This window comes from Burkholderia cenocepacia (genome assembly GCF_014211915.1).
GTDB lineage: Bacteria > Pseudomonadota > Gammaproteobacteria > Burkholderiales > Burkholderiaceae > Burkholderia > Burkholderia orbicola.
In genome coordinates this window covers 772762-797129 of the sequence record NZ_CP060040.1, presented here as the reverse complement: position 1 = coordinate 797129, position 24368 = coordinate 772762, and the positions used below count along the sequence as shown (strand labels likewise).

Below are 24368 nucleotides of genomic sequence, written 5' to 3'. Positions count from 1 at the left end.
CGGGTTTCGCCCCGGCCGCATCTCGCCTCGCTCCGTCAGAATAGATGCATCTCCGCGACAAACACCACGCCCGAGAACAGCAGCGTCGTCACGCAATACCCCATGATGTCGCGCACGCCGAGCCCTAGCGCAGCAGCGCAACGTTCTCGTCGATTCGACGCTGAATGTCCGTCAGCGTGTCTTCTGTGATGATCCCCTCGTAGCGGCGCTTCGCAATGGCCGAGAACTGGCTGGCTACTCCGCACATTCCGTCGATCATGTCGCTGGCAACGGCTGCGGAAAGCTCTGCTTCCTTTGCCAGTCCGAGCAATGCCGCCCGGTCGATCCGCAGCGCCTCGCCCATGACGTCCATTTGGTGGTAACCGCCCGGCCCCTCGCAGAATGTCACGTCGTAGGCCGGCGCGAGTTTCCACTGGCCGGATCGCGACATGACGTAAGCGAAGTTTTTCGGATGATCGTCGCGATTGTTGAACGCGACATTGAAGACAGCCCGTTCAAACGCCCGCGCCTTCTCGCGTACGTCGTTGGTGCACATGTGAGTCGCACGCAAGAAGTTCACGTAGTCCAGCGCCCCCGGCGTTTTGTAATCGGCACCGGTAAACGCGGCAACGCTTTGCATGGGCACGCGCAGACCGTCCCGTCGATCGAAACGCCGGGACGCAAATGCCGCCATCCCGTCAGGCAAATTGAAATGCAGCGTGTCCGGGGTCTCGATGCCGCACATGCGCAAGCACTCGGCGTAGACCATTTCGATCGCGCACACCTCGGGATGCTCTTGCCGAGCCGGGAACTTGACCAACCACGCGTCAAAACCCGCCACCGCGGCCGTGGTAAAAACGCCGGACTGCGGATCACGATAGACCAGGGCCTTCGGCCTGGCACCTTGCGGAGAGCCGCCCACCTGCAGCAGTTGATGAAGGAATTCGCCGCCCTCACCGTTGAGGACTTCCTGTACCTCGGCCGCGAGCCGGTCGAGAGGAATATCCGGCTGCGGTGCCTGGATCTCGACCGCGACCGGCTCGAACGACATGGCGCCCATTGCGTGGTTGCCAATGTAAGCCAACCGCTCCAGCGGCCCGATGCGTGCCGCGTTGAGACCGCGGCGTTTGAACAAGCGGTCCATGAGCAACATGCCCCATCCGTCGGGCAGCGCGTCATAGACTGGGCCGGGCAATCCTAGCTGGTGGGACGGAAAGTCCTTGCGCAGCCTCGCCCCATGCAATGGGAGCGCATAAGACGACAGTTCCAGCCCCCTTTTGCGCGCGTCATCGCTATATTCGAATACGATCAACGGGCGCCCCGTGATCGCCGTCGTAGAAACCATCGATCCCCACAGCCAGTGCTCCCCCCAGCCGTCGTAGTAGACATCGATCCGCTCGATCATTTCTGGTTGCCCCTCTTGACGCGCTGACGTTTGGCACTTTTTTCATACCGATGAACGTCTTCCAGGCTATCGAGCTTCGGCAGGAACAATCCTTCGAGTTCCTTGCTACGTCCCAGGACCATGGCTACACGAACTACCGTCTCGAGGCTCACATTGCGTCCGGCTTCCAGATTGGACACGGTATTGGAACCGACGCCGGCACGCGCGGCTACGTCGCTCTGCGTCAATTGCAACGCCAGCCGCTCCGTGCGAAGCCTCGCGCAAAGCAGTGTGACGATTTCATCGGGCTTGCGAAAATTTAATTCCAGCATAGTGGGTCTTCCCGCGCCATATCTCTCGTAACTCACAATATTATAGAGTTATAGGAGAGATGCATGCAGGAACTTTAATTCCCACACATTGGGTCTTATTTTGATATTTTCGCGGATAATCCACTTCAAAACGGAATTGATGCGTGAGCGATGCACGCTCTTCCCCTGCCCACTGGACGCCTTCCAGATACGCCATGTCGTGGATGGATCGCCGCGCGCATCGATGCGTATACGGGCCCTGGCGTGAGCCCGCTAGCGAGCAACCGCCTCCGGCGTGCTGACGGCTGCGATCGCTGTCGCTCGCCGCTCCGCCACCCGCTGCGCGAACCGGTACGCAACAAGCGAACCCGCCACGGCAAGCAGCATCGGCACGAGGCAGTCGTGATTCGCGCGCGTGAATTCGAGCAGCAGCACGACGGCCGTGATCGGCATCTGCATCGACGCGGCCAGAAACGCGGTCGCGCCGATCAGCGCGCATCCGCCGAGCGATGCGCCCGGCCACACGATGCTCCACAGTCCACCGAGCACGACCCCGAGCAGCGCGCCGTTCGCGAGGCCCGGCGTCAGCAGCCCGCCTTCCGCGCCGGCCCGCAGGCTGCCGGCCTCGATCAGCACCTTCAGCACGAGCAGCACCGCCGCGAGGCCGATCGTCAGCGTGCCGTCGAAGCCCAGCGATGCCGGCCCCTTGCCGTTGCCGAGCAATTGCGGAAACCCCATCGAGAGCACGCCGATCACCGCGAAGTTGAGCAGCGCGAACACCGGCAGCCGCCAGTCCTTCGGCGCGTTCGCCCGCGCGCGGGTCGTGAGCCGCACGAAACCGTACGCGGCGAAGCCGAACAGCGGCCCGCAGACGATCGACCATGCGACCAGCGGTGTGCTCAGCACGAACGCCGGCACCGTGTACTGGTGCTCATTGCCGAGGCCGAGCCACGCGACGATCGCCGCGATCGCGGACGTCACGACCGCCACGATCAGCGCACGCATTTCGAACGTGCCGAGCAGCACCTCGAGCACGAAGATCGCGCCGCCGAGCGGCACGTTGTAGACGGCCGCGAGCCCCGCGCCGGCGCCGCACGCGACCATCAGCCGGCAATCGTCGGGCGTGAGTCGCGCCGCATGCGCGAACCGCCCGGCGAGCAGCGAGCCGATCTCGCGCGGCGCGACTTCGCGGCCGAGTGGCGAGCCGAGCGCGACGGTGACGATCTGCAGCAGCGCATGAACCGTCGTACTGACGAACGGCATCCGCGGATCGGCCGCGCGCACCGCGCGACGGATGCTGACGAGCGGCCGGCCATACCGGTAAAGCGCCCACCAGCCGCCGCCGGCGACGATCCCGCAGACGGTCAGCACCGCCAGCCGACGCAGTGGTTCGGCGCCGGTCACGCCACTGAGGAAGCTCTCGGACCCGATCACGTGCGCGATGCCGTAGCCGTACGCGAGGTGCTGGATCGCATGCAGCAGCAACGCGAGCAGCATGCCGCCGAGACCCGCGCCGATACCGGTCAGGACCGTGACGACAGCCATGCGCGCGAACGGGCTGACGGGGGGCGAGGAAGCGGCGGGAGCGGATGGAAGATCGAGGCGCATGGGGTCGGCGAACGAGGATCGAAAAGGCGGCGCGCACGCTGCATGCCGTCATCAGGACCGCATCGTAGGCCCCCGCCTCTCATGAGACAAACGTATTTTTCGAATCGACTCATGCATTTGTTGAATACATGAGGGCCGGCGGGCCGCGATGACCCGCCTTCCGCGTCAATCCGGATACGTGATGCGCTCCGGCTCACGCCGCATGATGACCTTCCCGTGGCGCATCGACAGCGTGGCCTTCGCCTGCCGGCGTACGGCCTCGTAGTCGCTGTCCGCGTCGAGCACGACGAAATTGGCCGGCCGCCCGATCTCGATGCCGTAGCCATCGCCGAGATGCATCGTCGTCGCGCTGTGGTCAGTCACGAAGTCGAGGCAGCGCTGCAGGTCCTGGTAACCCATCATGTGACAGATATGAAGGCCCGCATCGAGCACGCGCAGGATGTTGCCGTTGCCGAGCGGATACCACGGGTCCTTGATCGAATCCTGCCCGAAGCACACGTTGATCCCGGCCCGGTCGAGTTCCGCGACGCGCGTGACGCCGCGCCGCTTCGGAAACGTGTCGAAGCGCCCTTGCAGGTGAATGCTCTCGGTCGGGCACGAGATGAAGTTCAGTCCCGCCCGCTTCAGCAGCCGGAACAGCTTCGAGCAATACGCGTTGTCGTACGAACCCATCGCGGTCGTGTGGCTCGCGGTGACGCGCGCGCCCATGCCGCGCACGCGCGCTTCTTCCGCGAGCACTTCGAGAAAGCGCGAATGCGGATCGTCGGTTTCGTCGCAGTGCACGTCGACGAGGCAGCCCGTGCGTTCCGCGAGATCCATCAGAAAGCGGATCGAGCTGACGCCCTGCTCCCGCGTGTTCTCGAAATGCGGAATTCCGCCGACGACGTCCGCGCCGAGCTCGATCGCCTGCTCCATCAGCGCGCGGCCGCCGTCGAACGATTCGATGCCCTCCTGCGGGAACGCGACGATCTGCAGATCGATCAGCCCGCGCGCCTCGTCCTTCACTTCCAGCATCGCCTTCAGCGCGGCCAACGTCGGATCGGTCACGTCGACGTGCGTGCGCACGTGCTGGATCCCGTGGTCGCGCAGCATGCCGATCGCCGCATGCGCGCGCGCTTTGGTGTCCTCGTGCGTGATCGTCGCCTTGCGCTCGGCCCAGCGCTCGATGCCTTCGAACAGCGTGCCGCTCATGTTCCACGCGGGTTCGCCGGCCGTCAGCACGGCATCGAGGTGGATATGCGGCTCGACGAGCGGCGCAATCGCGAGACGGCCGCCGCCGTCGATATGGTCGGGGTTCGTCGACGCGATCGGCGCGGTTTGCACATCGATCCGCGCGATCTTGCCGGCATCGACGCCGATCGTGAACAGGCCGTCGCGGCCGCGCAGACGTACGTTGAACAGGTTCATGGGGAGGCCTCTTGTCGTGCTGCATTGACACGATCGCGCGATCTGCGTCGGCGGCCGTGTGGTCCGAACGGCCAGTATGGAGGAAAAGCAGCGATGCGCGCACGTGTCACGCATGTTGCATCGACACGACAACCAGGCTGTACCGGGCGGAAGCCGAGGGCCGCCCGCCACGCAGGAATCGCCTGCCCAGGGTGTGCGCGCCGCGTCGTGTCAGTTTTGTGAAGGATGCTTGTCGGATCTGGAACAGTGCGCTCGCGGCCCGGACGGCCGTGCGCGTGCCGCGCATTCCTATACTTGCGCCGAACTTTGGTTTCCAGTCCCACCCGCAGGAGCTTTCCGATGAAAAAAACCCTGATCGCCGGCGCAGGCGCCGCCGCACTCCTCACGCCGCTCGCCCACGCGCAAAGTTCGGTCACGCTGTACGGCCTGATCGACGCCGGCATCGCCTATACCAACAACGTGAACGGCGCGTCGCAGTGGCGCATGACGACCGGCACGATCAACGGCAGCCGCTTCGGCCTGCGCGGCACCGAGGATCTCGGCGGCGGGCTGAAGGCGCTGTTCGTGCTCGAAAACGGCTTCAACGCGAACAACGGCGGGCTCGGCCAGGACGGCAAGCTGTTCGGCCGGCACGCGTACGTCGGCCTCAGCCGGGCCGGCTACGGCACGCTGACGCTCGGTCGCCAGTACGACACAATGGTCGACTTCGTCGCGCCGTTGTCGGCGACGTCCGGCGATTTCGGCGATACGGGCTTCGCGCATCCGTTCGACAACGACAACCTGAACCACTCGCTGCGCATCAACAACGCGGTCAAGTACACGAGCGACACGATCGCGGGCTTCAAGGTCGGCGCGCTGTACGCGTTTTCCAACTCGGCGAATTTCAGCGCGAACCGCGCATACAGCGTGGCCGCGAGCTACACGAACGGCCCGCTGAAGCTGGCCGGTGCGTACCTGCAGATGAACGGTACCAAGGGTTCGACGAGCGCGAGCCCCGGCGCGACCGATTCGGCCGAAGCGAAGAGCCTGAACCAGGGCGGCTGGTCGATCGGCTCGGACCGCATGCGCACGTACGGCGGCGGCGTCAGCTACGTGTTCGGCCCGGCGACCGTCGGCTTCGTCTACACGCGCTCGCAGTACGACAACACGGGCGCGTTCGGCTCGAGCGGCCAGATCGCGTTCAACAACTACGACGTGAACGTGCGCTATGCGGTCACGCCGGCCGTCAGCGTCGGCGCGGCCTATGTGTACACGGACGCCAGCGTGTCGAATCCCGACAGCAAGCACGGCACCGACCCGAAATGGCATCAGGCGAACCTGCAGGCCGTGTACAAGCTGTCGCGCCGCACCGACCTGTACGCGGAAGCCATGTTTCAGCACGCGTCGGGCCGTGGTTACCAGGCGTTCATCAACACGTCGGGCGGCGCATCGAGCACGGCGAACCAGGTGGTCGGCACGATCGGCATGCGCACGCGGTTCTGACCGGTAGCGCGCGACGTCGCCCGTATGCACGGCGCCCGTGTGCGCTCACGGTTTCGCCCGGTGCGGGCGACCGCGCCAATGTTGTTGCTTCTGGAAGGCAGCCCTCCTGGATTCGGGGTGTTTGCGCATCGGCCTGCTGCGTAGACTGACGTCGAAGGTCGGAGCCGCGCATCGCGTGCGGCGTGTCGATCCGGCCACCCACCCCGTATTCAGGAGAACCACGTGAAATCGCTCGTCGTTACCGCCGCCGCTGCCGTCCTGCTCGCCGCACCGGCCCTGTCGTTCGCCCAGCAGGCGAAGTCGCCCGTCACGCGCGCGCAGGTGCTGCAGGAGCTGATCGATCTCGAATCGGTCGGCTACAACCCGGCGCGCGGTGAAATCGGCAACTATCCGGACGACATCCTCGCGGCGCAGGAACGGCTGCAGGCGAAACGTCTCGCCGAGCGAAAAGCGGCGCGGGCCGCCTACGGCCCGGCCGGCGAGCCGGCCACCGAATCGGGCGCGGCGGCCAGGCCCGCGCTGTGACGATGCGCGTCGCTCGCATCACGCATGCGTGGCGAGCGATGCGTATCGGGTGTTTGCATGAAGCAACCCGCCGCGCGCCGATGCGCGAGCGGGTTTCAGACGGCCTGCGTTCAGGCGGCCTGCGGTTCGCGGTCGATCGCGTTCAGCATCTCGACGTCGCGCGCGATCATCGTCGGCACCTGCGCACGCAGCATCTCGACCCAGGTCCGCACCTTCGCATCGACGAAGCGGCGCGACGGGTACAGCGCATACACGTTCATCTTCTGCAGGATATGCGCGGGCAGCACACGGACGAGCGTGCCGTCGCGCAGCGCGTCGATTGCCGAATACAGCGGCAGCATGCCGATCCCGATGCCGTCGCGGATCGCGAGGGCGAGCGATTCGGCCGTATTGGTCTGCACCGGCCCGGCGACGTGGATCTGCTCGACGCCGTCGGGCCCTTCGAGCACCCATTCGTGCGTCGGGAACGCCGGCGTACATAGCGTCAAGCACGCGTGCGCGGCGAGATCCTGCGGGCGGGCCGGCACGCCATGCCGTTTCACGTAGTCGGGCGATGCGCACAGAATGCTGAACGTCGAGCCGAGCAGGTGCGACACGAGCTCCGAATCAGGCAGCGACGATGCGGTGACGACGGCCATGTCGCTCGTGCCGTCGAACAGGTCGGGCATCCGCTGCGACAGCGACAGCTCGATCGACACGTCCGGGAATTGCGCGTGATAGCGCGTCAGCGCGGGTAATACGTAGTGGTGCCCGACGCTCGCGAAGCTGTGCATGCGCAGCACGCCGGCCGGGCGCTCGTGCGCGCAGCTCGCCTCTTCTTCCGCGCGGTCGACGTCGGCGAGGATCTGGCGGCAGCGCCGCAGATAGCTTTCGCCGGCCGACGTGAGCGCGAGACGGCGCGTCGAGCGATTCATCAGACGGGTGCGCAGGCGCGCCTCGAGCTCCGACACCGCGCGCGACATCGCGCCCGTCGTCGAATTCAGCGATTGCGCGGCGGCGGTGAAACTGCCCGTCTCGACGACGCGCGAAAACACCCGCATGTTTTGTAGCGTATCCATTCCTGTGAGCAACCTGTAGCGGAGCCGCCATTTTCCTCCACTGCGCGCGATAGATTGTTACGTCGGCTGCAACTATCGTTTCCCCGCAACTGCGTTAATGCACGGGCGCCGCACTCCTACAATCGGCGCCTCACCAGTCGAACGGACCCGTTCGGACGCACCGCGGCGCTTCGCCCGGTCGGCCCTGGGCCCTCTTTTCATGAAGCCACAACCTGCGATCGAGCGACCTTCCATCGAACCGGCACGATGGAGGCCATGGCTCGATCCGCTCGGCAACGCGGCGCGCGACTGGGCCGCGACCGACGGGCTGATCTGGCTGCATCTCGCGAAAACCGTGCTCGCGGCGCTGCTGGCGATGGGCATCGCGATGCGTCTGGAAATGTCGCAGCCGCGCACCGCGATGACGACCGTGTTCGTGCTGATGCAGCCGCTGTCGGGCATGGTGTTCGCGAAAAGCTTCTACCGCGTGCTCGGCACGGCGGCCGGCCTCGTCGGCGCGCTCGCGCTCGGCGGGTTGTTCGCGCAGCAGCCGGAGCTGTACATGGCCGGCATCACGCTGTGGATCGGCGGCTGCATCGCGCTCGCGGTGCGCAACCGCCACTTCCGCTGGTACGGCTTCGTGCTCGCCGGCTACACGGCCGCGCTGATCGGCCTGCCGGCCGTGATGACACCGCAGACGCTGTTCCAGTCCGCGCTCACGCGCGCCGCGGAAGTCGCACTCGGCATCGCGTGCTCGGGCGCGGTCAGCGCGTTGATCCTGCCGTTGAGTTCCGCGAAGGCGCTGATGCGTTCGTTGAGCGCGCGCCACGCGACGTTCGCGGCGTTCACGGCCGGCGCGCTGGCGGGCAACGTCGCGCGCGGCGATTTCGAGCGGCGCTTCGCCGATTTCGTCGACGACATCGTCGGCTTCGAAGCCAACCGTGCATTCGCCTCGTTCGAGGACCCGCACATTCGCGCGCGCAGCCGCCGGCTCGCGCGGCTGAACAGCGAGTTCATGAACGCGTGCACGCGGCTGCATGCGCTGCACCAGCTCGTCAAACGGCTGCGCGCGAATCAATCGGACGCGGTGCTCGACGCGCTGGCGCCGCACGTCGACGCACTCGCGCTGCGCTTCGCCGCGTTGCGCGACGAACGCCAGCGCGGCATCGCACCGGCCACCGGCGCGCTGCTCGAACTGCGCCGCTTCCACGGTGCGTTGCCGAAGACCGCGCGCGCGTCGCGGCGAACCCTCGAGGACCATGCGGCCGGCGGCCTGCTCGACTTCGATACCGCGATCGAGCTGCTGTACCGGTTCATCGGCGAATATCTCGGCTACGTCGACACGTACGCGTCGCTCGACCAGGACGATCACGCGTTCGAGCGCTCGGTCACGCATTACGCGGTGAAAACCAATGCGTTCTTCGTCGGTTTCGCCTTCCTGCGCACGGTGGTCGCCGTCGGCGCGATGAGTGCATTCTGGATCGCGTCGGAATGGCCGAGCGGCTCGCTCGCGGTGATCGCCACCGCGATCGCGTGCGCACTCAGCTCGACGTCGCCGCGCGCGCCGAAGTTCGTCGCGCAGATGGGCGTCGGGGCGGCGTTCGCGACCGCCGTCGGCTACCTGTTCCTGTGCTACGTCTATCCGAACATCGACGGTTTTCCGCTGCTGTGCGCGGCGCTCGCGCCGGTGCTCGGCCTCGGCGCGTTCCTCGCGATGCGGCCGGGGTTGTCCGGCTACGGGATCGGCTTCGCGGTGTTCTTCTGCTTGCTTGCGGGCCCCGACAACACGATCGCGTATACGCCTGAAGTGCTGATCAACAACGGGCTGGCGGTCGTGGTCGCGATGCTCGCGTGCTCGCTCGTGTTCGCCGTCGTATTCCCGACCCACATGCCCTGGCTCACCGGCCGGATCGCGCACGACTTGCGCCGCCAGGTGACGCTTGCATGCGAAGGCGCGCCGGACGGCCTCGCGCAGCGCTTCCAGTCGAGCACGCACGACCTGATGGCGCAACTGCGCACGCTGCTGGTGCGCCGTACGCGGCAGCATCGCGATGCACTGCGCTGGATGCTGTCGACGCTCGAGGTCGGCCACGCGGTCATCGACCTGCGCGACGAGCTGCACGCGTTCTGCGCGTCGAAACCGCCGCAGACGCTGCGCTGGATCGGTTCGATCGATGCGGTGCTGAACGAACTGCCGCGCTTCTTCGACGATCCGACGCCCAGTCGCCATGCGCGCACGCTGAAATCGGTGAATCTCGCGATCCGCGCGGCACAGCACACGCTGCAGGCGTGGTACGCGGTGCCCGACGCGCGCCGCAGCATGCAAAGGATCGTCGGCTGCCTGCACTTCATGCGCAGCGCGCTGCTGGACAAGGACGCGCCGTTCAACCGGCACCGCCATTGAAGAATGTGTGCGCGCGCTACGGGATCGTTGTTCCGGATGGAAATAAGCTCTACAGCCGCGGTGATTAATCTTTAAGCAGTGCGAGCCTATAGTTTCCTCACTGCCAGCGAGACTGGCACTCACCCAGGAGAAACAAAATGAAGCCGCTGCACCTCGCCCTCGTTGCCCTGTCGCTCACCGCTGCCGTCGCTCACGCGCAGCCGGCGCCGGCAGACGCCGCACCGCAACAGGCGAACCGCGCCGAGGCGATCCAGGCCGCCGGCCGCGTCGATCGTGCGCAATCGAAGCAGGAAGACCCGAACGCCTGCGTCGGCCCCGTCAGCTTCTGCAACATCTACTTCGGCAGCTGAGCATGACGCCGCGTCGTCACGGCCCGGCCCATATCGCCCCCACGGCCCCCACGGCCCGCACCGCACGCGTGACAGGCGCGGGCGGACGGCGGTCCGGCCGATCGCCGCATCGCCGCCCCGCCCCACGCCGCTTCGATTGAAGCGGCGCTTGCCGTTTCAGGCGCCGCGCCCCGGCCGCCAACCCACTTCGCGCAACGCATCCAGCAAGCGCGCCTGCCCGAGCCCTTCGACCCGCGCCCCGCGCGATGCGACGTCGCCGCCCGCGACCAGCGCATTCACGATCGCCTCCTCCACCGCTTCCGCCGCCGCGACGAACAGCGCGGAAATATGGTCGTTGTTGACCATTTGCACGCCGGTGGTCGGCGCGCCCTTGCTGCCGTAGTTCACCGCCGGCAAGCCGGCGTTGCCGGTGGCGAACGCAAGGAAGATGTCGCCGCTCGAATCCTCGGTGCCGCCGCCGACGCGGGCGAGCCCGACGCTCGCGCGCTGCGCGAGACGCGTGCATTGATGCGGCAGCAACGGTGCGTCGGTCGCGATCGTGACGACGATCGAACCCATGCCGGCTTCGCCTTTCGCGTCGGCTTCGCGGAACGGCGAATGCACATGCCGCAGCACTTCGCCGACCGGGTAGCCGGCCACGCGCAGCATCTCGCGCACACCGTAGTTCGCCTGCACGAGCGCGCCGACGGTCCAGCCGCCCGTATCGTCCGCCAGCACGCGCGACGCGGTGCCGATGCCGCCCTTGAACTCGTGGCAGATCATGCCCGTACCGCCGCCCACGCCGCCTTCGGCGACCGGCCCCGACTGCGCGGCGGCCAGCGCGCGCAGCACGTGCGCGGCGCTCACGTGCTGCCCCCAGATGTCGTTCAGCAGTCCGTCGTAGGTTTCCATCACGACCGGCATGCACCAGTACACACGGCCGGCCGCCGCTTCGCGTTCGTTCGCGACGAGCGCGTCGCGCACCGCGCCGACGCTGTGGGTGTTCGTATAGGCGATCGGCGTCGTCAGCAGGCCCGCTTCGCGAATCCATTCGAGCCCGGTCGCGTCGCCGTTGCCGTTCAGCACGTGCACGCCCGCGAAGCACGGCGAATCGTGCGCGGCGCCCGCGCGCGGCTCGATCACGGTGACGCCGGTGCGGATCGACGCGTCGCCGTTCTCGACGTTCAGCGTGCAATGTCCGACCCGCACACCCGGTACGTCCGTGATCGCGTTGAAGCGGCCCGGCGTGCCGAGGCCGATGCGGATGCCGAGATCCCTCGTGCGCATGATGCAATTCCTCCCGTCTTTCGATTTTTCAATGGTTCGGTGTATCGGTGGCGCAAGGTATCGATCCGGTGCTCAGAGCGCGCGGAACGCTTCGCTGTGGCGCGCCCAGGCCACGTACATCACGAGCGCCGCGACCAGCAGCCCCGCGATGATGATCAGGTCGGTCGGTTTCGTCGCGGTCGCCAGCGTCGTGTAAAGCGTATACGCGGCGCCCGCCACCGCGACGAGCGGCGTCACGGGCCACAGCGGCATCCGGTAATGATGTTCGACGTCGCGGCGCACGAACCGGCTCGCGAGCGCGGCCAGCCCGACGACCAGATAAATCAGCAGCAGCAGGTCGACCGTGAACGCGGTGAGCTCGTCGAGGCTCGACACGAACACGAGCCCGGCCGACGGTATCGCGAGCGCGAGCGTCGCGAGCCACGGCGATTCGAGGCGCGGATGGATCGTCGAGAACGCGCGGTTGCAGGTGCGCGACCAGAGCGCATGCCGGCCGCTGCTGTACAGCAGGCGGCCCATCGTGATCACGATCGCGATGATCGCGTTGAACACCGACAGGAAGATCCCGCCGCTGACCACACGCGACACGGCCGGATTGCTCAGCGAGCGCACGACATAGCCGATCGGATCGGCGCTTTTGGTCAGCTCCGTCAGCGACGGCGCACCCAGCACGATCGCGGTGAGCGGCACCAGTTCGACGACGAGGATCACGAGCAGCGAATAGATCACCGCCTTCGCGACGTTGCGGTTGCCGCCGCGCAGGTCTTCCGCGAGATAGGCGGCCGAGCCGAAGCCGTTGTAGCAGAAGATCGCGGTGCCGATGGCGGGCACGATGGCCGCGAGCGTCGCCGGCACGAGGGCATTGCCGCTTGCGACGACCGGGGCGATCAGCACTTCGGCGCCGCGATGCGGCGACCCGAAGCCGAGCCCCGCGATCAGCATCAGCACGCCGATTTCGACGACCAGGAACGCGCCGGTGATCCACGCGTTCGTCTTGATGTTCAACATGCCGAGCAGATAGCTGAGCAGCACGATCGTCAGCGCGACCGACTGGTTGCCGAAGTGCGTGCCGAGCGCGTTGTTCAGGTACGGCGCGGCGCCGCTCGCGAGCACGGCCGGAATGAACACGCTGACGGACAGCACCGTGATGAAGGTCAGGTAGCCGGGCAACGTGCCGAACACGCGCTTGGCCATCACGTATTCGCCGCCCGCGCTGCGATGCGCGGCGCTCAGTTCCGCGTAACAGAGCGCGAACGCGAGCGCGAGCACGCCGCCGAGCAGGAACGACAGCACGGCGCCGCTGCCGGCCTGCTGGATCGCGAACGGCGCGATCACGAAGATCGAGCTGGCCGGCGTCACGCCCGATACGGTGATCATCACCGCATCGCGCACGCTGAGCGTCTGCGACAACGCGCGCGGCGCGTCTTCCGTTGCAGGCGCCGCTTGCACGCTGCCCGTCGATTCCGACATCATCGCCATTTCGTTCTCCTGTGCTCCTATGCCACCTGTTTTTGAACGCCCATACTCGGGCCCGATTGATTGCGTGGCAGTCTAGGAAGCCAATTTCAGGACCGCTATTCCCCCTTCGTGTTACGCCCTTCCGGTGGTGGTATGGATCGTCTCTTTTCCGAAATCGCGATGCACCAGGCGCTTGGCCGCGCAATCGATCATCTCGGCCAGCCGCGCTTCTGGCGATTCCTGGTGCTGCTGCTCAATGAAATGGCGCCGTTCGACAACGCGCTGGCGACCGCGATCGGCAGCGACGGCGTACCGCTCGTGCTCGACGAATACGACACGGGCGGCACCGACACCGCGTCGCCCGTGCCGCTTTACCTGAATGGGTTATATCTGCTCGATCCGTTCCTGCAGGCCGCGCACGACGGGCTCGCCGACGGCTGCTACCGGCTCGAGGAAGTCGCGCCCGACCTGTTCCGGCAGAGCGAGTATTTCCTGAGCTATTTCCGCGACGCGGTCGGCGACGACGAGATCCAGATTCTCGTGCGGCCGAATGCCGACACGCTGCTGTCGCTGTCGCTCGGTGCGTCGACGCGCTTCGACGTCGAACCGCTCGGCAAGCTGACGGCCGCGATGCCGTGGGTGCTCGCGGTGATTCGGCAGCACTGGAGGCTGGTGGGCGACGCCGCACGTGCGGCGCCCGACGCCGATCTCGGCGCGCGCGTCGAACAGGCGCTCGCCCGCTTCGGCGCGGGCGTGCTGACCGACCGCGAGATGTCGATCGCGCGGATGGTGCTGCGCGGCAATTCGTCGAAGGCGATTGCCGAGCGGCTCGCGATTTCACCGGAAACGGTGAAGGTGCATCGGCGGCATTTGTACGCAAAGCTCGGGATTTCGTCGCAACCCGAGCTGTTTTCGCGGTTCATCCAGGCGTTGGGGGAAGACGCGGCGGGATGAGTGCGCCGATGCACGCGACTGCCTTCACCCGCCCGCCTCGATGAACCCGCCATCGGGCGCCTGGTGCGGCACGTACCAGCCGAAATACACCTCGGCCTCGACGATCCGGCCGTCGCGTACGCGCAATCGCTCGGCGTTGCGAAACCGCCGTCCGGCGGTCGTGACGGCTTCGTACACGACGAACACGTATTCGCCGTGCACCGCCACGTCGACGAACTCGAATCCTGCGAGCATCGCGCTGTTCGGCCAGCAGCGCGCCAGATACGCGTCGCGGTCGAGCCGGTTGTCGAGCGGGCTCGTGAAATGGAAGTCCGGCGCGATCAGCGCTTCGATCGCGTCGCGGTTCTTGTCGACATACGCGCGATAGCTCGCACGCGCGACTTCACCGGGATCGTCTGGCATCGTCGTTACCTCCGCGAAGGGTCGGGGTGACCGCAACGGCTCGCGTCGCCCCGGCGCATCGATGAAACGGAAGCGGGCGGCACGCACGGCCACGGCCGCTCACGCGTGCGCGGACAGACGTGCATGTCCGGCACGACGCCATGCATGAAAGCACGCACCGGCCGATCCGCCCGTCCCGCACCGCGCCTTTCGGCGCAGACCGGGGCGCGCGTCGGTTGCCCGTTTCCGCACGCACGGGCATGATGTCCGCCAGCGTGCCGGCGCCAGCCGTCCGCTTCGGCGGTCGTCGACGCCCCGAGCGGCATGCCGCCACTGCACCGCCGGCATCGTCGAGCAATCCGCGTGCCGGCCCCGTTCGCCCATCTCACCGAGCCCATGTCACTCCGCGCCTTCAGAACGCTCGTCGCCATCGCCCGCTACCGGACCTTCGCGCGCGCCGGCGAAGCCATCGGCCTCACCCAATCGGCGGTGAGCCTGCAGATCAAGACGCTCGAAAGCGAATACAACGTGCAGTTGTTCGACCGTTCGCGCCGGCAGCCGGTGCTCACCGAAGCCGGCAACATCCTGCTCGCGCAGGCCGAGCAGGTGCTCGCGATGGTCGACCGGATTCCCGATGCGCTCAGCGACGAGAAGAAGCTGGTCGGCCGGCTGCGGATCGGCGCGATCCAGACCGCGTTGTCCGGCCCGCTGCCCGACGCGCTGCTCGCGCTGCGTGCCGCGCATCCGTCGTTGCGCGTGCACGTGTCGGCCGGCATGTCGGTGGAACTCGCGAACCGCGTTGCGGCCGGCGAGCTCGACGCGGCGATCACGACGCGCCCGGTGCGCCCGCATCCGGCGGAACTGACGTGGACCACGCTGTACGAGGATCGCTTCTGGCTGCTCGCGCCGCCCGGTCATGCGGAACGCGACGCGGGCGCGCTGCTCGATGCGCTGCCGTTCATCCGCTTCGACGCGCAGGCGTGGGCCGGCCGGATGATCGCCGCCGAGCTGCGCCGCATCGGCGTGCGGGGGCGCGAGGAGATGGTGCTGGACAGCGCGGAAACGATCGCGCGCATGGTGGCGCGCGGGCTCGGTGCGGCGATCGTCGCGCTCCCCGACGCGACGCTCGCGCGCCTGCCGCCGGTCACGCGCTTGCCGTTCGGCCAGCCGCAGATGGGCCGCGCGGTCGTGCTGCTCGAACACCAGTCGCGTCCGGCCGAACGTTTCGCCCGCGCGCTGGCCGCCGAAGTGACCGCGTCATCGATGAGAATTTCTCATTGAACACCCGATAATTCACCATTATTCCTGTTGCTTGCGCGTGTTAACTTGGCGGCATCGTCATTCTTTCGATTGCATGTCGCCATGTCGCCCGCCGGATGGATTCCCGCGTCGTTCCGCTGCGTTGCCTGCCGGCCGCGCCGGCGCTCCGGCACGACCCGCATGAAGGCGCGCCGATGATCGGCCCGATCCTGCTCGCGCTCGCGCCGGTCGCGCTGCTGGTCGCGTTCGGTCATGGCCTGCGGCGCACCGGCTTCATCGCCGCAGCGTTCTGGCCGCACGCCGAGCGGCTCTGCTACTACGTGCTGCTGCCCGCGCTGTTCGCGGACGGCCTCGCGAATGCGCGGCTGCAATCGTTGCCCGTTTTACCGCTCGCGGCGGCGCTGGTCGGTTCGACCGCATTCGCCGCGGCGCTTCTTCTGCTGGTCCGCCGGTTCGTGCGGGTCGACGGCGCCGGGTTCACGTCGGTGTTCCAGGGCGCCGTGCGTTTCAACAACTATGTCGGCACCGCGCTCGCCGCCGGGCTGTTCGGTGCGAAGGGCATTGCACTCGCGGCCGTCTGCGTCGCGGCGATCGTGCCGACCGTCAACCTGATGTGCGTGCTGGTCTTCGCGCGCTACGGCGACACGCGGCTCGGCGCGGCGGCGCTCGTGCGGCAGATCCTGTCGAATCCGCTCGTCGTCGCCTGCGCGCTCGGGATGGCGATGCAGGCCGGCGGCGTGGCGTTTCCGGCCGCCGTCGAGCCGGCCGTGCGGGCGCTCGGCGCCGCGTCGATGCCGCTCGGCCTGCTGTGCGTGGGCGCGGCGCTGACATTCGATGCGGCCCGCGCATGGTGGCAGCCGGTGTGCGTCGCATCGGCGTTCAAGTTCGTGGCGATGCCGCTCATCACGCTCGCGGCCGGCCGGCTGTTCGGGCTCGGCGATGCGGCGCTGACCGTCGCGCTGCTGTTCCAGGCACTGCCGACCTCGTCGGCGTCGTACATCATGGCGCGCCAGCTCGGCGGCGACGCGCCGCTGATGGCCGGCATCACCGCGTTCCAGACGATCGCCGCCGCGCTCGCGATGCCGGCCGTGCTCACCGCGCTCGCGTCGGCGCCCGCGTTCCGCTGACGACGCCCGCCCAGCCCCCTTCACTGAATCGGCCCGCAGGCCGGCCATCGCGCGGTTCGGCATCGTTTAGCCGCGCGCGGCCACGCACGCCTCGCGGCACACGCTTCCTTTCGAGATTGCACGCCACATGAATGCTCCCGCCCCGCCCGCCAGCGTCGTCGCCCCCCGGCCGCACGCGGCCATCTACGTGAAGCTCACGCTCGTCGCGCTGTTCTGGGGCGGGACGTTCATCGCAGGCCGGATCCTCGCCGCGACGATGTCCGCGACCTCGGCGGCCACCGGACGCTTCGCGATCGCCGCGCTGCTGCTGGTCGTGCTGACCTGGCAGGTCGAAGGCGGGCTGCCGACACTCAGCGGACGCCAGATCGTGACGACGTTCGGCCTCGGCGCGACCGGCATCTTCCTGTACAACGTGTGTTTTTTCGCGGCGCTCGCGCGGATGCCGGCCGGGCGCACCGCGCTGTTCGTCGCACTGAATCCGGTCGCCACCGCCGTGCTGCTGTCGGTCGTCGTGCGCGAACGCCTGTCGCTGTCGCGCTGGGCCGGCATCGCGGTCGCGCTGTGCGGCGCGCTGATCGTGATCAGCCGCGGCGATTGGCTGCGCGTGCTGACCGATCTCGGCAATACGTTCGGCGCCGGCGAACGCTTCATGCTGTGCGCGGTGCTGAGCTGGGCGACCTACACCGTGATCGGCCGGCGCGCGCTCGACGGGCTGTCGCCGCTCGCCGCCACCACGTACGCGGCGCTCTGGGGCCTCGCGCTGCTGCTCGTCACGCACCTGTTCGACGCGACGGCGACTGGCGGCACGCCGCTGACGTGGCAGGCCGTCGCATCGATGCTCTATCTCGGCGCCGTCGGCACGGTGATCGCGTTCGTCTGGTATTCGCAGGGCATCCGCCTCCTCGGGCCGGCCCGCGCGGCCGTGTTCACCAACCTGGTGCCGGTGTTCGGCGTGCTGCTGTCGGTCGTGCTGCTCGGCGAGCCGCTGTCGCCGTCGATGCTGGCCGGCGGCGCACTCGTGATCGCGGGCGTCGCACTGACCAATCGCGCGAACCGCTGATGCGTCGGCGTGCGCCGCGTTCGGGGACGGATGCCGAATACGGATGCAGGCGCCCGCCATGCCGTTGCGTGCTGCATACGTCGGGCCGATACGCCCCCCGATCTTCTCGCAGCCCCGCCAAAAACCGCCTATCGTGAATGAAGCGCCCCCGTTTGCCGCCGTTCGACCGTGCGTCGCCCGCCGCGGCAACGGCCTTGCGTTCCGGCGCCATTCACCGCGGTCGTCGCGCACGCTCGCCCGTGCACGCGATCGCGCCCGCACACCGACTACCAGGAGGCACACATGAAAGCTGCGCTGCTCGTCAGCTCCGTCCTGCTCGCCATGGCGTCCGCCTCGGCCTCGGCCCAAGGTTCGATCACGAAAGTCGAGAACGGCGCGCTCGTCGCCGCCAACGGCATGACCGTCTACGCATTCGACAAGGACAAGCCCAACGCCGGCACCAGCGCCTGCACAGGCCCATGCGAAACCCTCTGGCCGCCGTACAAGGCCAGCGCGACCGACGTACCGGTCGGGCCCTACACGATCGTCAAGCGCGACGACGGCAGCCCGCAATGGGCGTACAAGGGCAAGCCGCTGTACTTCTTCTCGAAGGACATGAAACAGGGCGAGCGCAACGGCGACAACTTCAAGAACGTGTGGCACGTGGTCGCGCCGTAAGCCTGCTTTCGCCGCGCTCCGTGCATTTCGCCAGCACGTAAAAGGCCCGCCCCGATCGTCGATCGGGGCGGGCCTCGGCAGTTCCGCGCGTCGCACCGGCCGTATGCAGCCGGTGCGCGCGTTAACTCAGCGGTTCGACGGGAAGCTGAACACCGTCCCTTCGCGCACGCCGGCCGACGGCCAGCGCTGCGTGATCGTCTTGCGCTTCGTGTAGAACCGCACGGCGTCCGGGCCGTATGCGTGCAGGTCGCCGAACAGCGAACGCTTCCAGCCGCCGAACGAGTGGTACGCGACCGGCACCGGCAGCGGCACGTTGATGCCGACCATGCCAATCTGGATGTTGTCGCTGAAGTAGCGCGCGGCCTCGCCGTCGCGCGTGAACAGGCAGGTGCCGTTGCCGTATTCGTGCGCATCGATCAGCGCCATCGCGTCGTCGAGCGATTTCAGGCGAATCACGCCGAGCACCGGCCCGAAGATCTCGTGCTGGTAGATCGGCATGCCGGGCTTCACGTTGTCGAACAGGCACGGCCCGAGGTAGTAACCGCCGTCGTGGCCGTCGACCTTCACGCCGCGACCGTCGACGACGAGCGTCGCGCCCGCTGCCACGCCCGCTTCGACGAAACCCGTCACCTTCTCGAAATGCTGCTGCGTGACGAGCGGGCCCATGTCGACGCCCGCGCCGTTGCCCGGGCCGACCTTCATCTTCTCGATCTCGGCCTTCAGCCCCGCGACGACCTGGTCGCCCGTTTCGTCACCGATCGCGACGACCAGCGGAATCGCCATGCAGCGCTCGCCGCAGGAGCCGTATGCGGCGCCCATCAGCGCGTTCACCGCGTTGGGGATATCGGCATCCGGCATCACGACCGCGAAGTTTTTCGCGCCGCCGAGCGCCTGCACGCGCTTGCCGTGCGCGCAGCCGGTCGAGTAGATATATTCGGCGATCGGCGTCGAGCCGACGAAGCTCACGGCCTTCACGCGCGGATCGGTGAGGATCGTGTCGACCGCTTCCTTGTCGCCGTTCACGACGTTCAGCACGCCCGGCGGCAGGCCGGCCTCGAGCGCGAGCTCGGCCATGCGCAGCGTCGACGACGGCGTGCGCTCCGACGGTTTCAGCACGAACGTGTTGCCGCACGCGACGGCCATCGGCCACATCCACAGCGGCACCATCACCGGGAAGTTGAACGGCGTGATGCCGGCGGCGACGCCGAGCGCCTGGAACTCGCTCCACGAATCGATCGCCGGGCCGACGTTCTTGCTGTGCTCGCCTTTCAGCAACTCGGGCACATAGGTCGCGTACTCGACGTTCTCGATCCCGCGCTGCAGTTCGCCCATCGCATCGGCGAGCACCTTGCCGTGCTCGGCCGTGATCAGCGCGCACAGCTCGTCGGCATGCTCTTCCAGCAGCGTCTTGAAGCGGCTCATCACGCGGGCGCGCTTCAGCGGCGGCGTGTTGCGCCACGCCGGGAACGCGGCCTGCGCGGACGCGATCGCGGCTTCGACGGTCAGCTTGTCGGCGAGCGCGACGCTCTTGCGCGATTCGCCGGTCGCCGGGTCGAACACCGGCTGGACGCGGCTGCCGCCGTCGACGCGCTTGCCGTCGATCAGGTGGCCGACGGTGGAGGTCACATTGCTGTCGTGTTTCATGTCTGGGGCTCTTTCCTGAATTCGGTTGTCGCGTGAGGACGAGCGATCGCTCAGTCCACTTCGTTCAGTGCGTCGGACAGCGCGTTGACCAGGTTGTCGATCTCGCGCTTCTCGGCGATGAACGGCGGCGCGAGCTGGATCGTGTCGCCGCCGTAGCGCACGTAGAAGCCCTTCGCCCAGCAGCGCATCGCGATCTCGTACGGGCGCCGTGCCGGCTCGCCCGGCAATGCGGCGATCGTCAGGCCGGCCGCCAGCCCGTAGTTGCGGATGTCCGCGACGTGACGCTGGCCCTTCAGCCCGTGCACGGCCGCCTCGAAATGCGGCGCGAGATCGCGCACGCGGGCCACCGCGTCTTCCTTCACTAGCAGGTCGAGCGCCGCGACGCCGGCCGCGCACGCGACCGGATGCGCCGAATACGTGTAGCCGTGCGGGAACTCGAGCATGTACTCGGGGCCGCCCGCGGCCATGAACGTGTCGTAGATCTCCTTCGTCGCGATCACGCCGCCGAGCGGCTGCACGCCGTTCGTCACCTGCTTCGCGAAGTTCATGATGTCCGGCACCACGCCGAATGCGTCGGCGCCCGTCATCGCGCCGGCCCGGCCGAAGCCCGTGATGACCTCGTCGAAGATCAGCAGGATGTCGTGCGCGGTACAGATGTCGCGCAGGCGCTTCAGATAGCCCTTCGGCGGCACGACGACGCCCGCCGAGCCGGAGAACGGCTCGACGATCACGGCCGCGATGTTCGACGCGTCGTGCAGCGCGATCAGTTCCAGCAGGCGGTCGGCCAGCTCGGCGCCGTGCTCGGGCATGCCGCGCGAGAACTTGTTCTCGGCCAGTTGCGTATGCGGCAGGAAATCGGCGTCGAGGCCCTGCCCGAACAGCTTGCGGTTCGGCCCGATCCCGCCGACCGAGATGCCGCCGAAATTCACGCCGTGATACCCCTTCTCGCGGCCGATCAGGCGCGTCTTGGTGCCCTTGCCTTTCGCGCGCCAGTACGCGCGGGCCAGCTTCAGCGACGTGTCGGCCGCTTCCGAGCCCGAGCCCGTGAAGAACACGTAGTCGAGGCCGGCCGGCGTCAGTTCCTTGATCTTGTTGGCGAGCTCGAACGATTGCGGATGGCCGAACTGGAACGCCGGCGCGTAGTCGAGCTGTGCGACCTGGCGGCTCACGGCTTCGACGATTTCCGTGCGGCCGTGACCGAGGCCCGTGCACCAGAGGCCCGACAGGCCGTCGAAAATCTTGCGGCCTTCGGCGTCGGTGTAGTACGCGCCCTTGCCGGACACGATCAGCCGCGGATCGGCCTTGAACTGGCGGTTGGCGGTGAACGGCATCCAGTGCGCATCGAGCCATGCGGCGTCGGTGCGGAGGTTCGTGTCGTCGTGCTGGGCGGTGGTGATGTCGGTCATGTCGGTCGGCGCGGCGCGCCCCTCCTCCTCGGGTTGATGTTGCGCATTGTCGGGACGCCAATTAGTCTTTTGAATATCGCAATATCAATGTTCACTTGCTCAAATATGCAAGCAAAGAAACCGAAGAGCCGCGCGTTGCTCGGACAGCTCAGCGACATGGATCTGCGCCTGCTGCGGGTCTTCAAGGGCGTCGTGCAGTGCGGCGGGATGGCGGCGGCCGAACTGGAACTGAATATCGGCATCTCGACGATCAGCCGGCACGTGAAGGATCTGGAAACGCGGCTTGGCCTCGTGCTGTGCCGGCGCGGCCGCGCGGGCTTCACCCTGACGCCCGAGGGGCAGACGGTGTACGAGGAAACATTGCGGCTGCTCGCGTCGATGGAAGCATTTCGCAGCAGGATCGACGGCATTCACGACACGATGGGCGGAGAACTTCACATCGCCGTATTCGACAAGACGGCCACCAACCCGAATGCGCGCCTGGGCGACGCGATCCGCCAATTCGCGGACGAAGCGCCCGCCGTCGCGCTGAACCTGCACGTCGCGTCGATCAACGAGGTCGAGCGCGGCGTGATCGACGGCAGCTACCAGGTCGGGATCATTCCCGCGCACCGCAACTCGGGCAGCCTCGTGTATTCGGCGCTGTTCGACGAACGGATGCTGCTCTACTGCGGCCGCCAGCATCCGCTGTTCGACGCGCCGCACGGCAAGCTCACGTGGACGACGGTCCGCAACCACGCGTTCGCCGGGCTCGGCTTCCATTCGCCGAACATGGAGCTGAGCCATCGCGCGAAGCTCACGCGCAGCGCGACCGCGTCGGACCAGGAATCGATCGCGACGCTGATTCTGTCGGGCCGCTATCTCGGCTTCCTGCCCGATCACTACGCGGAGAGTTTCGAAAACAAGGGGCTGATGCAGCCGATCGCGCCGCACCGGTTCAATTACCGGTGCCGGTTCGTGAGCCTGCTGCGGCGCTCGCCGCGGCCGTCGCGGGCCGCGCTGCTGTTCCAGTCGTGCCTCGAAGCCGCGCATGCGGGGACGCTGCCGGCGGCATAGCGGCGGCTTCCGGTTCGGGTTCGTTCAGGCCCCGTCGTCGGATGCGCGGGGCTGCGCCCGCTTGCGCGTGACGAAATGGGTCGCGACGAGCGCCGCGGCAAAGCCGGACGCCGCGCCGAGGCCGAGCGCCCAGCGCGGGCCGAGATGGTTCGCGACCCAGCCGGCCACCGGCGCGCCGATCGGCGTGCCGCCCAATGCGACCGCGAGACGCAGCGCCATCACGCGGCCGCGCATCGCCGGCTCGGTGGAAAGCTGCATCAGGCTGTTGGTCGAGTTCATGAAGGTGATCGCGGCGACGCCGGTCAGCACCAGCGCGGCGGCGAACGACCAGTAGCCGGGCGCCAGCGCGGCGAACGCGCAGCCGAGCCCGAACAGCGCCGCGCCGATCCACAGATGACGGAAACGCGGCTGCTCGCGGCGCGCGGCGAGCAGCGCGCCCGAGACCGTGCCGACCGCCATCATCGACGACAGGAAACCGAACCCGCGCGCATCGACGTGAAACACGCTGGCGGCCATCGTCGAAATGAACAACTGGAAATTCAGCCCGAACGTGCCGATCAGGAACAGCATCACGAGGATGGCTGTGAGGTCCGGCCGGCGCCACACGTAGCGGAATCCGTCTAGCAGGCTGCCGCGCGAGCGGCTTGCCCGCACATTGGTGCGCAGTTCGTCCTCCCGAAGCCGCGACAGCGACGCCAGCACCGCGAAGAAGCTGAGCCCGTTCGCGAGAAACGCCCAGCCGGTGCCGACCGACGCGATCAGGAAGCCGGCCGCCGCCGGGCCGACCATCCGCGCGGCATTGAACGACGTCGAGTTGAGCGCGACCGCATTCGCGAGTTCGCGGTCGCCGACCAGTTCCGCGACGAAAGTCTGCCGCACCGGCGCGTCGAACGCCGACGCGCAGCCGAACAGGAACGCGAATACATACACGTGCTCGAGCCGCACGGCGCCGGTGACCGTCAGCACGCCGAGCACGAGCGCCAGCGCGCCCATCAGCGCCTGCGTCGCCATCAGCAGCTTGCGCTGGTCGAAGCGGTCGGCCGCGTAGCCGGTCCACGGCAACAGCAGCAGTTGCGGCCCGAACTGCAGCGCCATCACCGTGCCGACCGCAGACGCGTCGTGATGCGTGAGCTGCGTGAGGACGAGCCAGTCCTGCGCGGTGCGCTGTATCCACGTACCGATGTTCGACACCAGCGAGCCGATCGCCCATACGCGGTAGTTGAAGCTGCGAAGCGAGCGGAACACGCCCGCTGCCGGCACGCTCACGGCCGCTCCCGGTCGGGCTCGTTGCCGCCGTGCAGTGCGCCGAAATGTCGCGCGAGGAACAGGCCGAGCGCGAGGATGCCGAGACCGAACGCCGCCGCGTCGGCCGTGATCTTCAGGTCGAAATCGCCGGCCCGACGCATGAGCGCATAGGCAATCACGAGATTCACGACGCCCCACAGCACGTTCACGGTGGACGACGACAGCCCGCGGCCGGGCGGTTTCGCGAACGGCGTCTGGAACAGCTCGCCACGCAGCCCGCTGACGAGATGCGGCACGGCGTTCGCGAGAAACGCGCCGCCGAAGAAGTACGACACGAGGTGCAGGAGGTTCATGTGCAGGTAGTCCT

22 protein-coding genes and 1 pseudogene are annotated in these 24368 nt (G+C 67.6%); 10 read left to right on the top strand and 13 right to left on the bottom strand.

Translation table 11 applies throughout. From position 1 onward, the window contains the following. Positions 1–35: 35 nt before the first annotated feature. The 5 genes and pseudogenes from SY91_RS20040 to codA all read right to left on the bottom strand — a co-directional run. Positions 36–134 (bottom strand): annotated as a pseudogene (locus SY91_RS20040) (TIGR00366 family protein); the annotation flags it as partial. Further along, complete coding sequence (locus tag SY91_RS20035; RefSeq protein WP_006479086.1) at positions 125–1384, bottom strand: type II toxin-antitoxin system HipA family toxin; 1260 nt, start codon at positions 1382–1384, stop codon at positions 125–127. The pseudogene SY91_RS20040 and the gene SY91_RS20035, both read right to left, overlap by 10 nt. Continuing rightward, positions 1381–1692 (bottom strand): helix-turn-helix transcriptional regulator, encoded by a 312-nt coding sequence (locus tag SY91_RS20030; protein WP_319000886.1) that lies wholly within the window; start codon positions 1690–1692, stop codon positions 1381–1383. Before SY91_RS20030 ends, SY91_RS20035 begins: the two co-directional genes overlap by 4 nt. A 255-nt stretch (positions 1693–1947) precedes the next feature. Next, entirely contained in the window at positions 1948–3282 is a 1335-nt protein-coding gene (locus SY91_RS20025; RefSeq protein WP_006479088.1) for a chloride channel protein, read from the bottom strand. Positions 3283–3447: 165 nt separating this feature from the next. After that, a complete protein-coding gene (gene codA / locus SY91_RS20020) occupies positions 3448–4689 on the bottom strand; it encodes a cytosine deaminase (protein WP_023475707.1) in 1242 nt (413 codons plus the stop codon). Between the two features lie 339 nt (positions 4690–5028). On the opposite strand from codA, the gene SY91_RS20015 reads away from it, so the two are divergent. After that, complete coding sequence (locus SY91_RS20015) at positions 5029–6171, top strand: porin (protein ID WP_011694731.1); 1143 nt, start codon at positions 5029–5031, stop codon at positions 6169–6171. 222 nt (positions 6172–6393) lie between these two features. After that, complete coding sequence (locus SY91_RS20010; RefSeq protein ID WP_185921322.1) at positions 6394–6696, top strand: DUF4148 domain-containing protein; 303 nt, start codon at positions 6394–6396, stop codon at positions 6694–6696. Between the two features lie 110 nt (positions 6697–6806). On the opposite strand, the gene SY91_RS20005 is transcribed toward SY91_RS20010, so the two are convergent. Continuing rightward, the gene (locus SY91_RS20005; protein WP_006479092.1) at positions 6807–7754 is read right to left on the bottom strand and encodes a LysR family transcriptional regulator; all 948 of its coding nucleotides are present in this window, start codon (positions 7752–7754) and stop codon (positions 6807–6809) included. 199 nt (positions 7755–7953) lie between these two features. On the opposite strand from SY91_RS20005, the gene SY91_RS20000 reads away from it, so the two are divergent. Continuing rightward, complete coding sequence (locus tag SY91_RS20000) at positions 7954–10137, top strand: FUSC family protein (RefSeq protein ID WP_185921321.1); 2184 nt, start codon at positions 7954–7956, stop codon at positions 10135–10137. Positions 10138–10274: 137 nt separating this feature from the next. After that, positions 10275–10487 carry a hypothetical protein gene (locus SY91_RS19995; protein WP_012338215.1) on the top strand — a complete coding sequence of 71 codons (213 nt, stop codon included), beginning with the start codon at positions 10275–10277 and terminating at the stop codon, positions 10485–10487. 156 nt (positions 10488–10643) lie between these two features. Here SY91_RS19995 and SY91_RS19990 read toward each other — a convergent pair whose 3' ends face one another. Both SY91_RS19990 and SY91_RS19985 read right to left on the bottom strand, forming a co-directional pair. Further along, positions 10644–11753: a P1 family peptidase gene (locus SY91_RS19990; RefSeq protein ID WP_185921320.1), complete on the bottom strand. Its 1110-nt coding sequence runs from the start codon at positions 11751–11753 to the stop codon at positions 10644–10646. A 72-nt stretch (positions 11754–11825) separates the two neighbouring features. Continuing rightward, positions 11826–13232: an APC family permease gene (locus SY91_RS19985; protein WP_006479095.1), complete on the bottom strand. Its 1407-nt coding sequence runs from the start codon at positions 13230–13232 to the stop codon at positions 11826–11828. Between the two features lie 132 nt (positions 13233–13364). On the opposite strand from SY91_RS19985, the gene SY91_RS19980 reads away from it, so the two are divergent. After that, positions 13365–14165 carry a helix-turn-helix transcriptional regulator gene (locus SY91_RS19980; protein WP_077179272.1) on the top strand — a complete coding sequence of 267 codons (801 nt, stop codon included), beginning with the start codon at positions 13365–13367 and terminating at the stop codon, positions 14163–14165. 24 nt (positions 14166–14189) lie between these two features. Here SY91_RS19980 and SY91_RS19975 read toward each other — a convergent pair whose 3' ends face one another. Further along, positions 14190–14567 carry a nuclear transport factor 2 family protein gene (locus tag SY91_RS19975; protein ID WP_006482852.1) on the bottom strand — a complete coding sequence of 126 codons (378 nt, stop codon included), beginning with the start codon at positions 14565–14567 and terminating at the stop codon, positions 14190–14192. A gap of 375 nt (positions 14568–14942) precedes the next feature. On the opposite strand from SY91_RS19975, the gene SY91_RS19970 reads away from it, so the two are divergent. The 4 genes from SY91_RS19970 (at position 14943) to SY91_RS19955 (ending at position 18650) form a co-directional block, all read left to right on the top strand. Continuing rightward, positions 14943–15827, top strand: coding sequence for a LysR family transcriptional regulator (locus tag SY91_RS19970; RefSeq protein WP_230463065.1), 885 nt, complete (start codon positions 14943–14945; stop codon positions 15825–15827). A gap of 173 nt (positions 15828–16000) precedes the next feature. Continuing rightward, positions 16001–16933 (top strand): AEC family transporter, encoded by a 933-nt coding sequence (locus tag SY91_RS19965; protein ID WP_196222401.1) that lies wholly within the window; start codon positions 16001–16003, stop codon positions 16931–16933. A 127-nt stretch (positions 16934–17060) separates the two neighbouring features. Further along, complete coding sequence (locus SY91_RS19960; protein WP_124476370.1) at positions 17061–17993, top strand: DMT family transporter; 933 nt, start codon at positions 17061–17063, stop codon at positions 17991–17993. 282 nt (positions 17994–18275) lie between these two features. Further along, positions 18276–18650 (top strand): hypothetical protein, encoded by a 375-nt coding sequence (locus SY91_RS19955; protein WP_006479101.1) that lies wholly within the window; start codon positions 18276–18278, stop codon positions 18648–18650. Positions 18651–18776: 126 nt separating this feature from the next. Here the strand turns inward: SY91_RS19955 and SY91_RS19950 are convergent, their stop codons facing one another. Next, complete coding sequence (locus SY91_RS19950) at positions 18777–20294, bottom strand: CoA-acylating methylmalonate-semialdehyde dehydrogenase (RefSeq protein WP_006479102.1); 1518 nt, start codon at positions 20292–20294, stop codon at positions 18777–18779. A 50-nt stretch (positions 20295–20344) separates the two neighbouring features. Then, on the bottom strand, positions 20345–21700 hold the full coding sequence (locus SY91_RS19945) for an aspartate aminotransferase family protein (protein ID WP_006479103.1): 1356 nt from the start codon (positions 21698–21700) through the stop codon (positions 20345–20347). Positions 21701–21805: 105 nt separating this feature from the next. Between SY91_RS19945 and SY91_RS19940 the strand changes: the two genes are divergently transcribed. Continuing rightward, on the top strand, positions 21806–22756 hold the full coding sequence (locus SY91_RS19940) for a LysR family transcriptional regulator (protein ID WP_034174818.1): 951 nt from the start codon (positions 21806–21808) through the stop codon (positions 22754–22756). A gap of 24 nt (positions 22757–22780) precedes the next feature. On the opposite strand, the gene SY91_RS19935 is transcribed toward SY91_RS19940, so the two are convergent. Both SY91_RS19935 and SY91_RS19930 read right to left on the bottom strand, forming a co-directional pair. Then, complete coding sequence (locus SY91_RS19935) at positions 22781–24022, bottom strand: MFS transporter (protein ID WP_185921318.1); 1242 nt, start codon at positions 24020–24022, stop codon at positions 22781–22783. Next, positions 24019–24354, bottom strand: a complete 336-nt coding sequence (locus tag SY91_RS19930; protein WP_185921317.1) for a hypothetical protein — start codon at positions 24352–24354, stop codon at positions 24019–24021. Before SY91_RS19930 ends, SY91_RS19935 begins: the two co-directional genes overlap by 4 nt. Between the last annotated feature and the right edge of the window lie 14 nt (positions 24355–24368).

Excerpts from the sequence above, each read along its gene's own strand:
- SY91_RS20035 (WP_006479086.1), bottom strand. The coding sequence starts at position 1,384 with ATGATCGAGCGGATCGATGTCTACTACGACGGCTGGGGGGAGCACTGG.
- SY91_RS20025 (WP_006479088.1), bottom strand. The coding sequence starts at position 3,282 with ATGCGCCTCGATCTTCCATCCGCTCCCGCCGCTTCCTCGCCCCCCGTC.
- codA (WP_023475707.1), bottom strand. The coding sequence starts at position 4,689 with ATGAACCTGTTCAACGTACGTCTGCGCGGCCGCGACGGCCTGTTCACG.
- SY91_RS20015 (WP_011694731.1), top strand. The coding sequence starts at position 5,029 with ATGAAAAAAACCCTGATCGCCGGCGCAGGCGCCGCCGCACTCCTCACG.
- SY91_RS20005 (WP_006479092.1), bottom strand. The coding sequence starts at position 7,754 with ATGGATACGCTACAAAACATGCGGGTGTTTTCGCGCGTCGTCGAGACG.
- SY91_RS20000 (WP_185921321.1), top strand. The coding sequence starts at position 7,954 with ATGAAGCCACAACCTGCGATCGAGCGACCTTCCATCGAACCGGCACGA.
- SY91_RS19995 (WP_012338215.1), top strand. The coding sequence starts at position 10,275 with ATGAAGCCGCTGCACCTCGCCCTCGTTGCCCTGTCGCTCACCGCTGCC.
- SY91_RS19990 (WP_185921320.1), bottom strand. The coding sequence starts at position 11,753 with ATGCGCACGAGGGATCTCGGCATCCGCATCGGCCTCGGCACGCCGGGC.
- SY91_RS19985 (WP_006479095.1), bottom strand. The coding sequence starts at position 13,232 with ATGGCGATGATGTCGGAATCGACGGGCAGCGTGCAAGCGGCGCCTGCA.
- SY91_RS19980 (WP_077179272.1), top strand. The coding sequence starts at position 13,365 with ATGGATCGTCTCTTTTCCGAAATCGCGATGCACCAGGCGCTTGGCCGC.
- SY91_RS19975 (WP_006482852.1), bottom strand. The coding sequence starts at position 14,567 with ATGCCAGACGATCCCGGTGAAGTCGCGCGTGCGAGCTATCGCGCGTAT.
- SY91_RS19970 (WP_230463065.1), top strand. The coding sequence starts at position 14,943 with ATGTCACTCCGCGCCTTCAGAACGCTCGTCGCCATCGCCCGCTACCGG.
- SY91_RS19965 (WP_196222401.1), top strand. The coding sequence starts at position 16,001 with ATGATCGGCCCGATCCTGCTCGCGCTCGCGCCGGTCGCGCTGCTGGTC.
- SY91_RS19960 (WP_124476370.1), top strand. The coding sequence starts at position 17,061 with ATGAATGCTCCCGCCCCGCCCGCCAGCGTCGTCGCCCCCCGGCCGCAC.
- SY91_RS19955 (WP_006479101.1), top strand. The coding sequence starts at position 18,276 with ATGAAAGCTGCGCTGCTCGTCAGCTCCGTCCTGCTCGCCATGGCGTCC.
- SY91_RS19950 (WP_006479102.1), bottom strand. The coding sequence starts at position 20,294 with ATGAAACACGACAGCAATGTGACCTCCACCGTCGGCCACCTGATCGAC.
- SY91_RS19945 (WP_006479103.1), bottom strand. The coding sequence starts at position 21,700 with ATGACCGACATCACCACCGCCCAGCACGACGACACGAACCTCCGCACC.
- SY91_RS19940 (WP_034174818.1), top strand. The coding sequence starts at position 21,806 with ATGCAAGCAAAGAAACCGAAGAGCCGCGCGTTGCTCGGACAGCTCAGC.
- SY91_RS19930 (WP_185921317.1), bottom strand. The coding sequence starts at position 24,354 with ATGAACCTCCTGCACCTCGTGTCGTACTTCTTCGGCGGCGCGTTTCTC.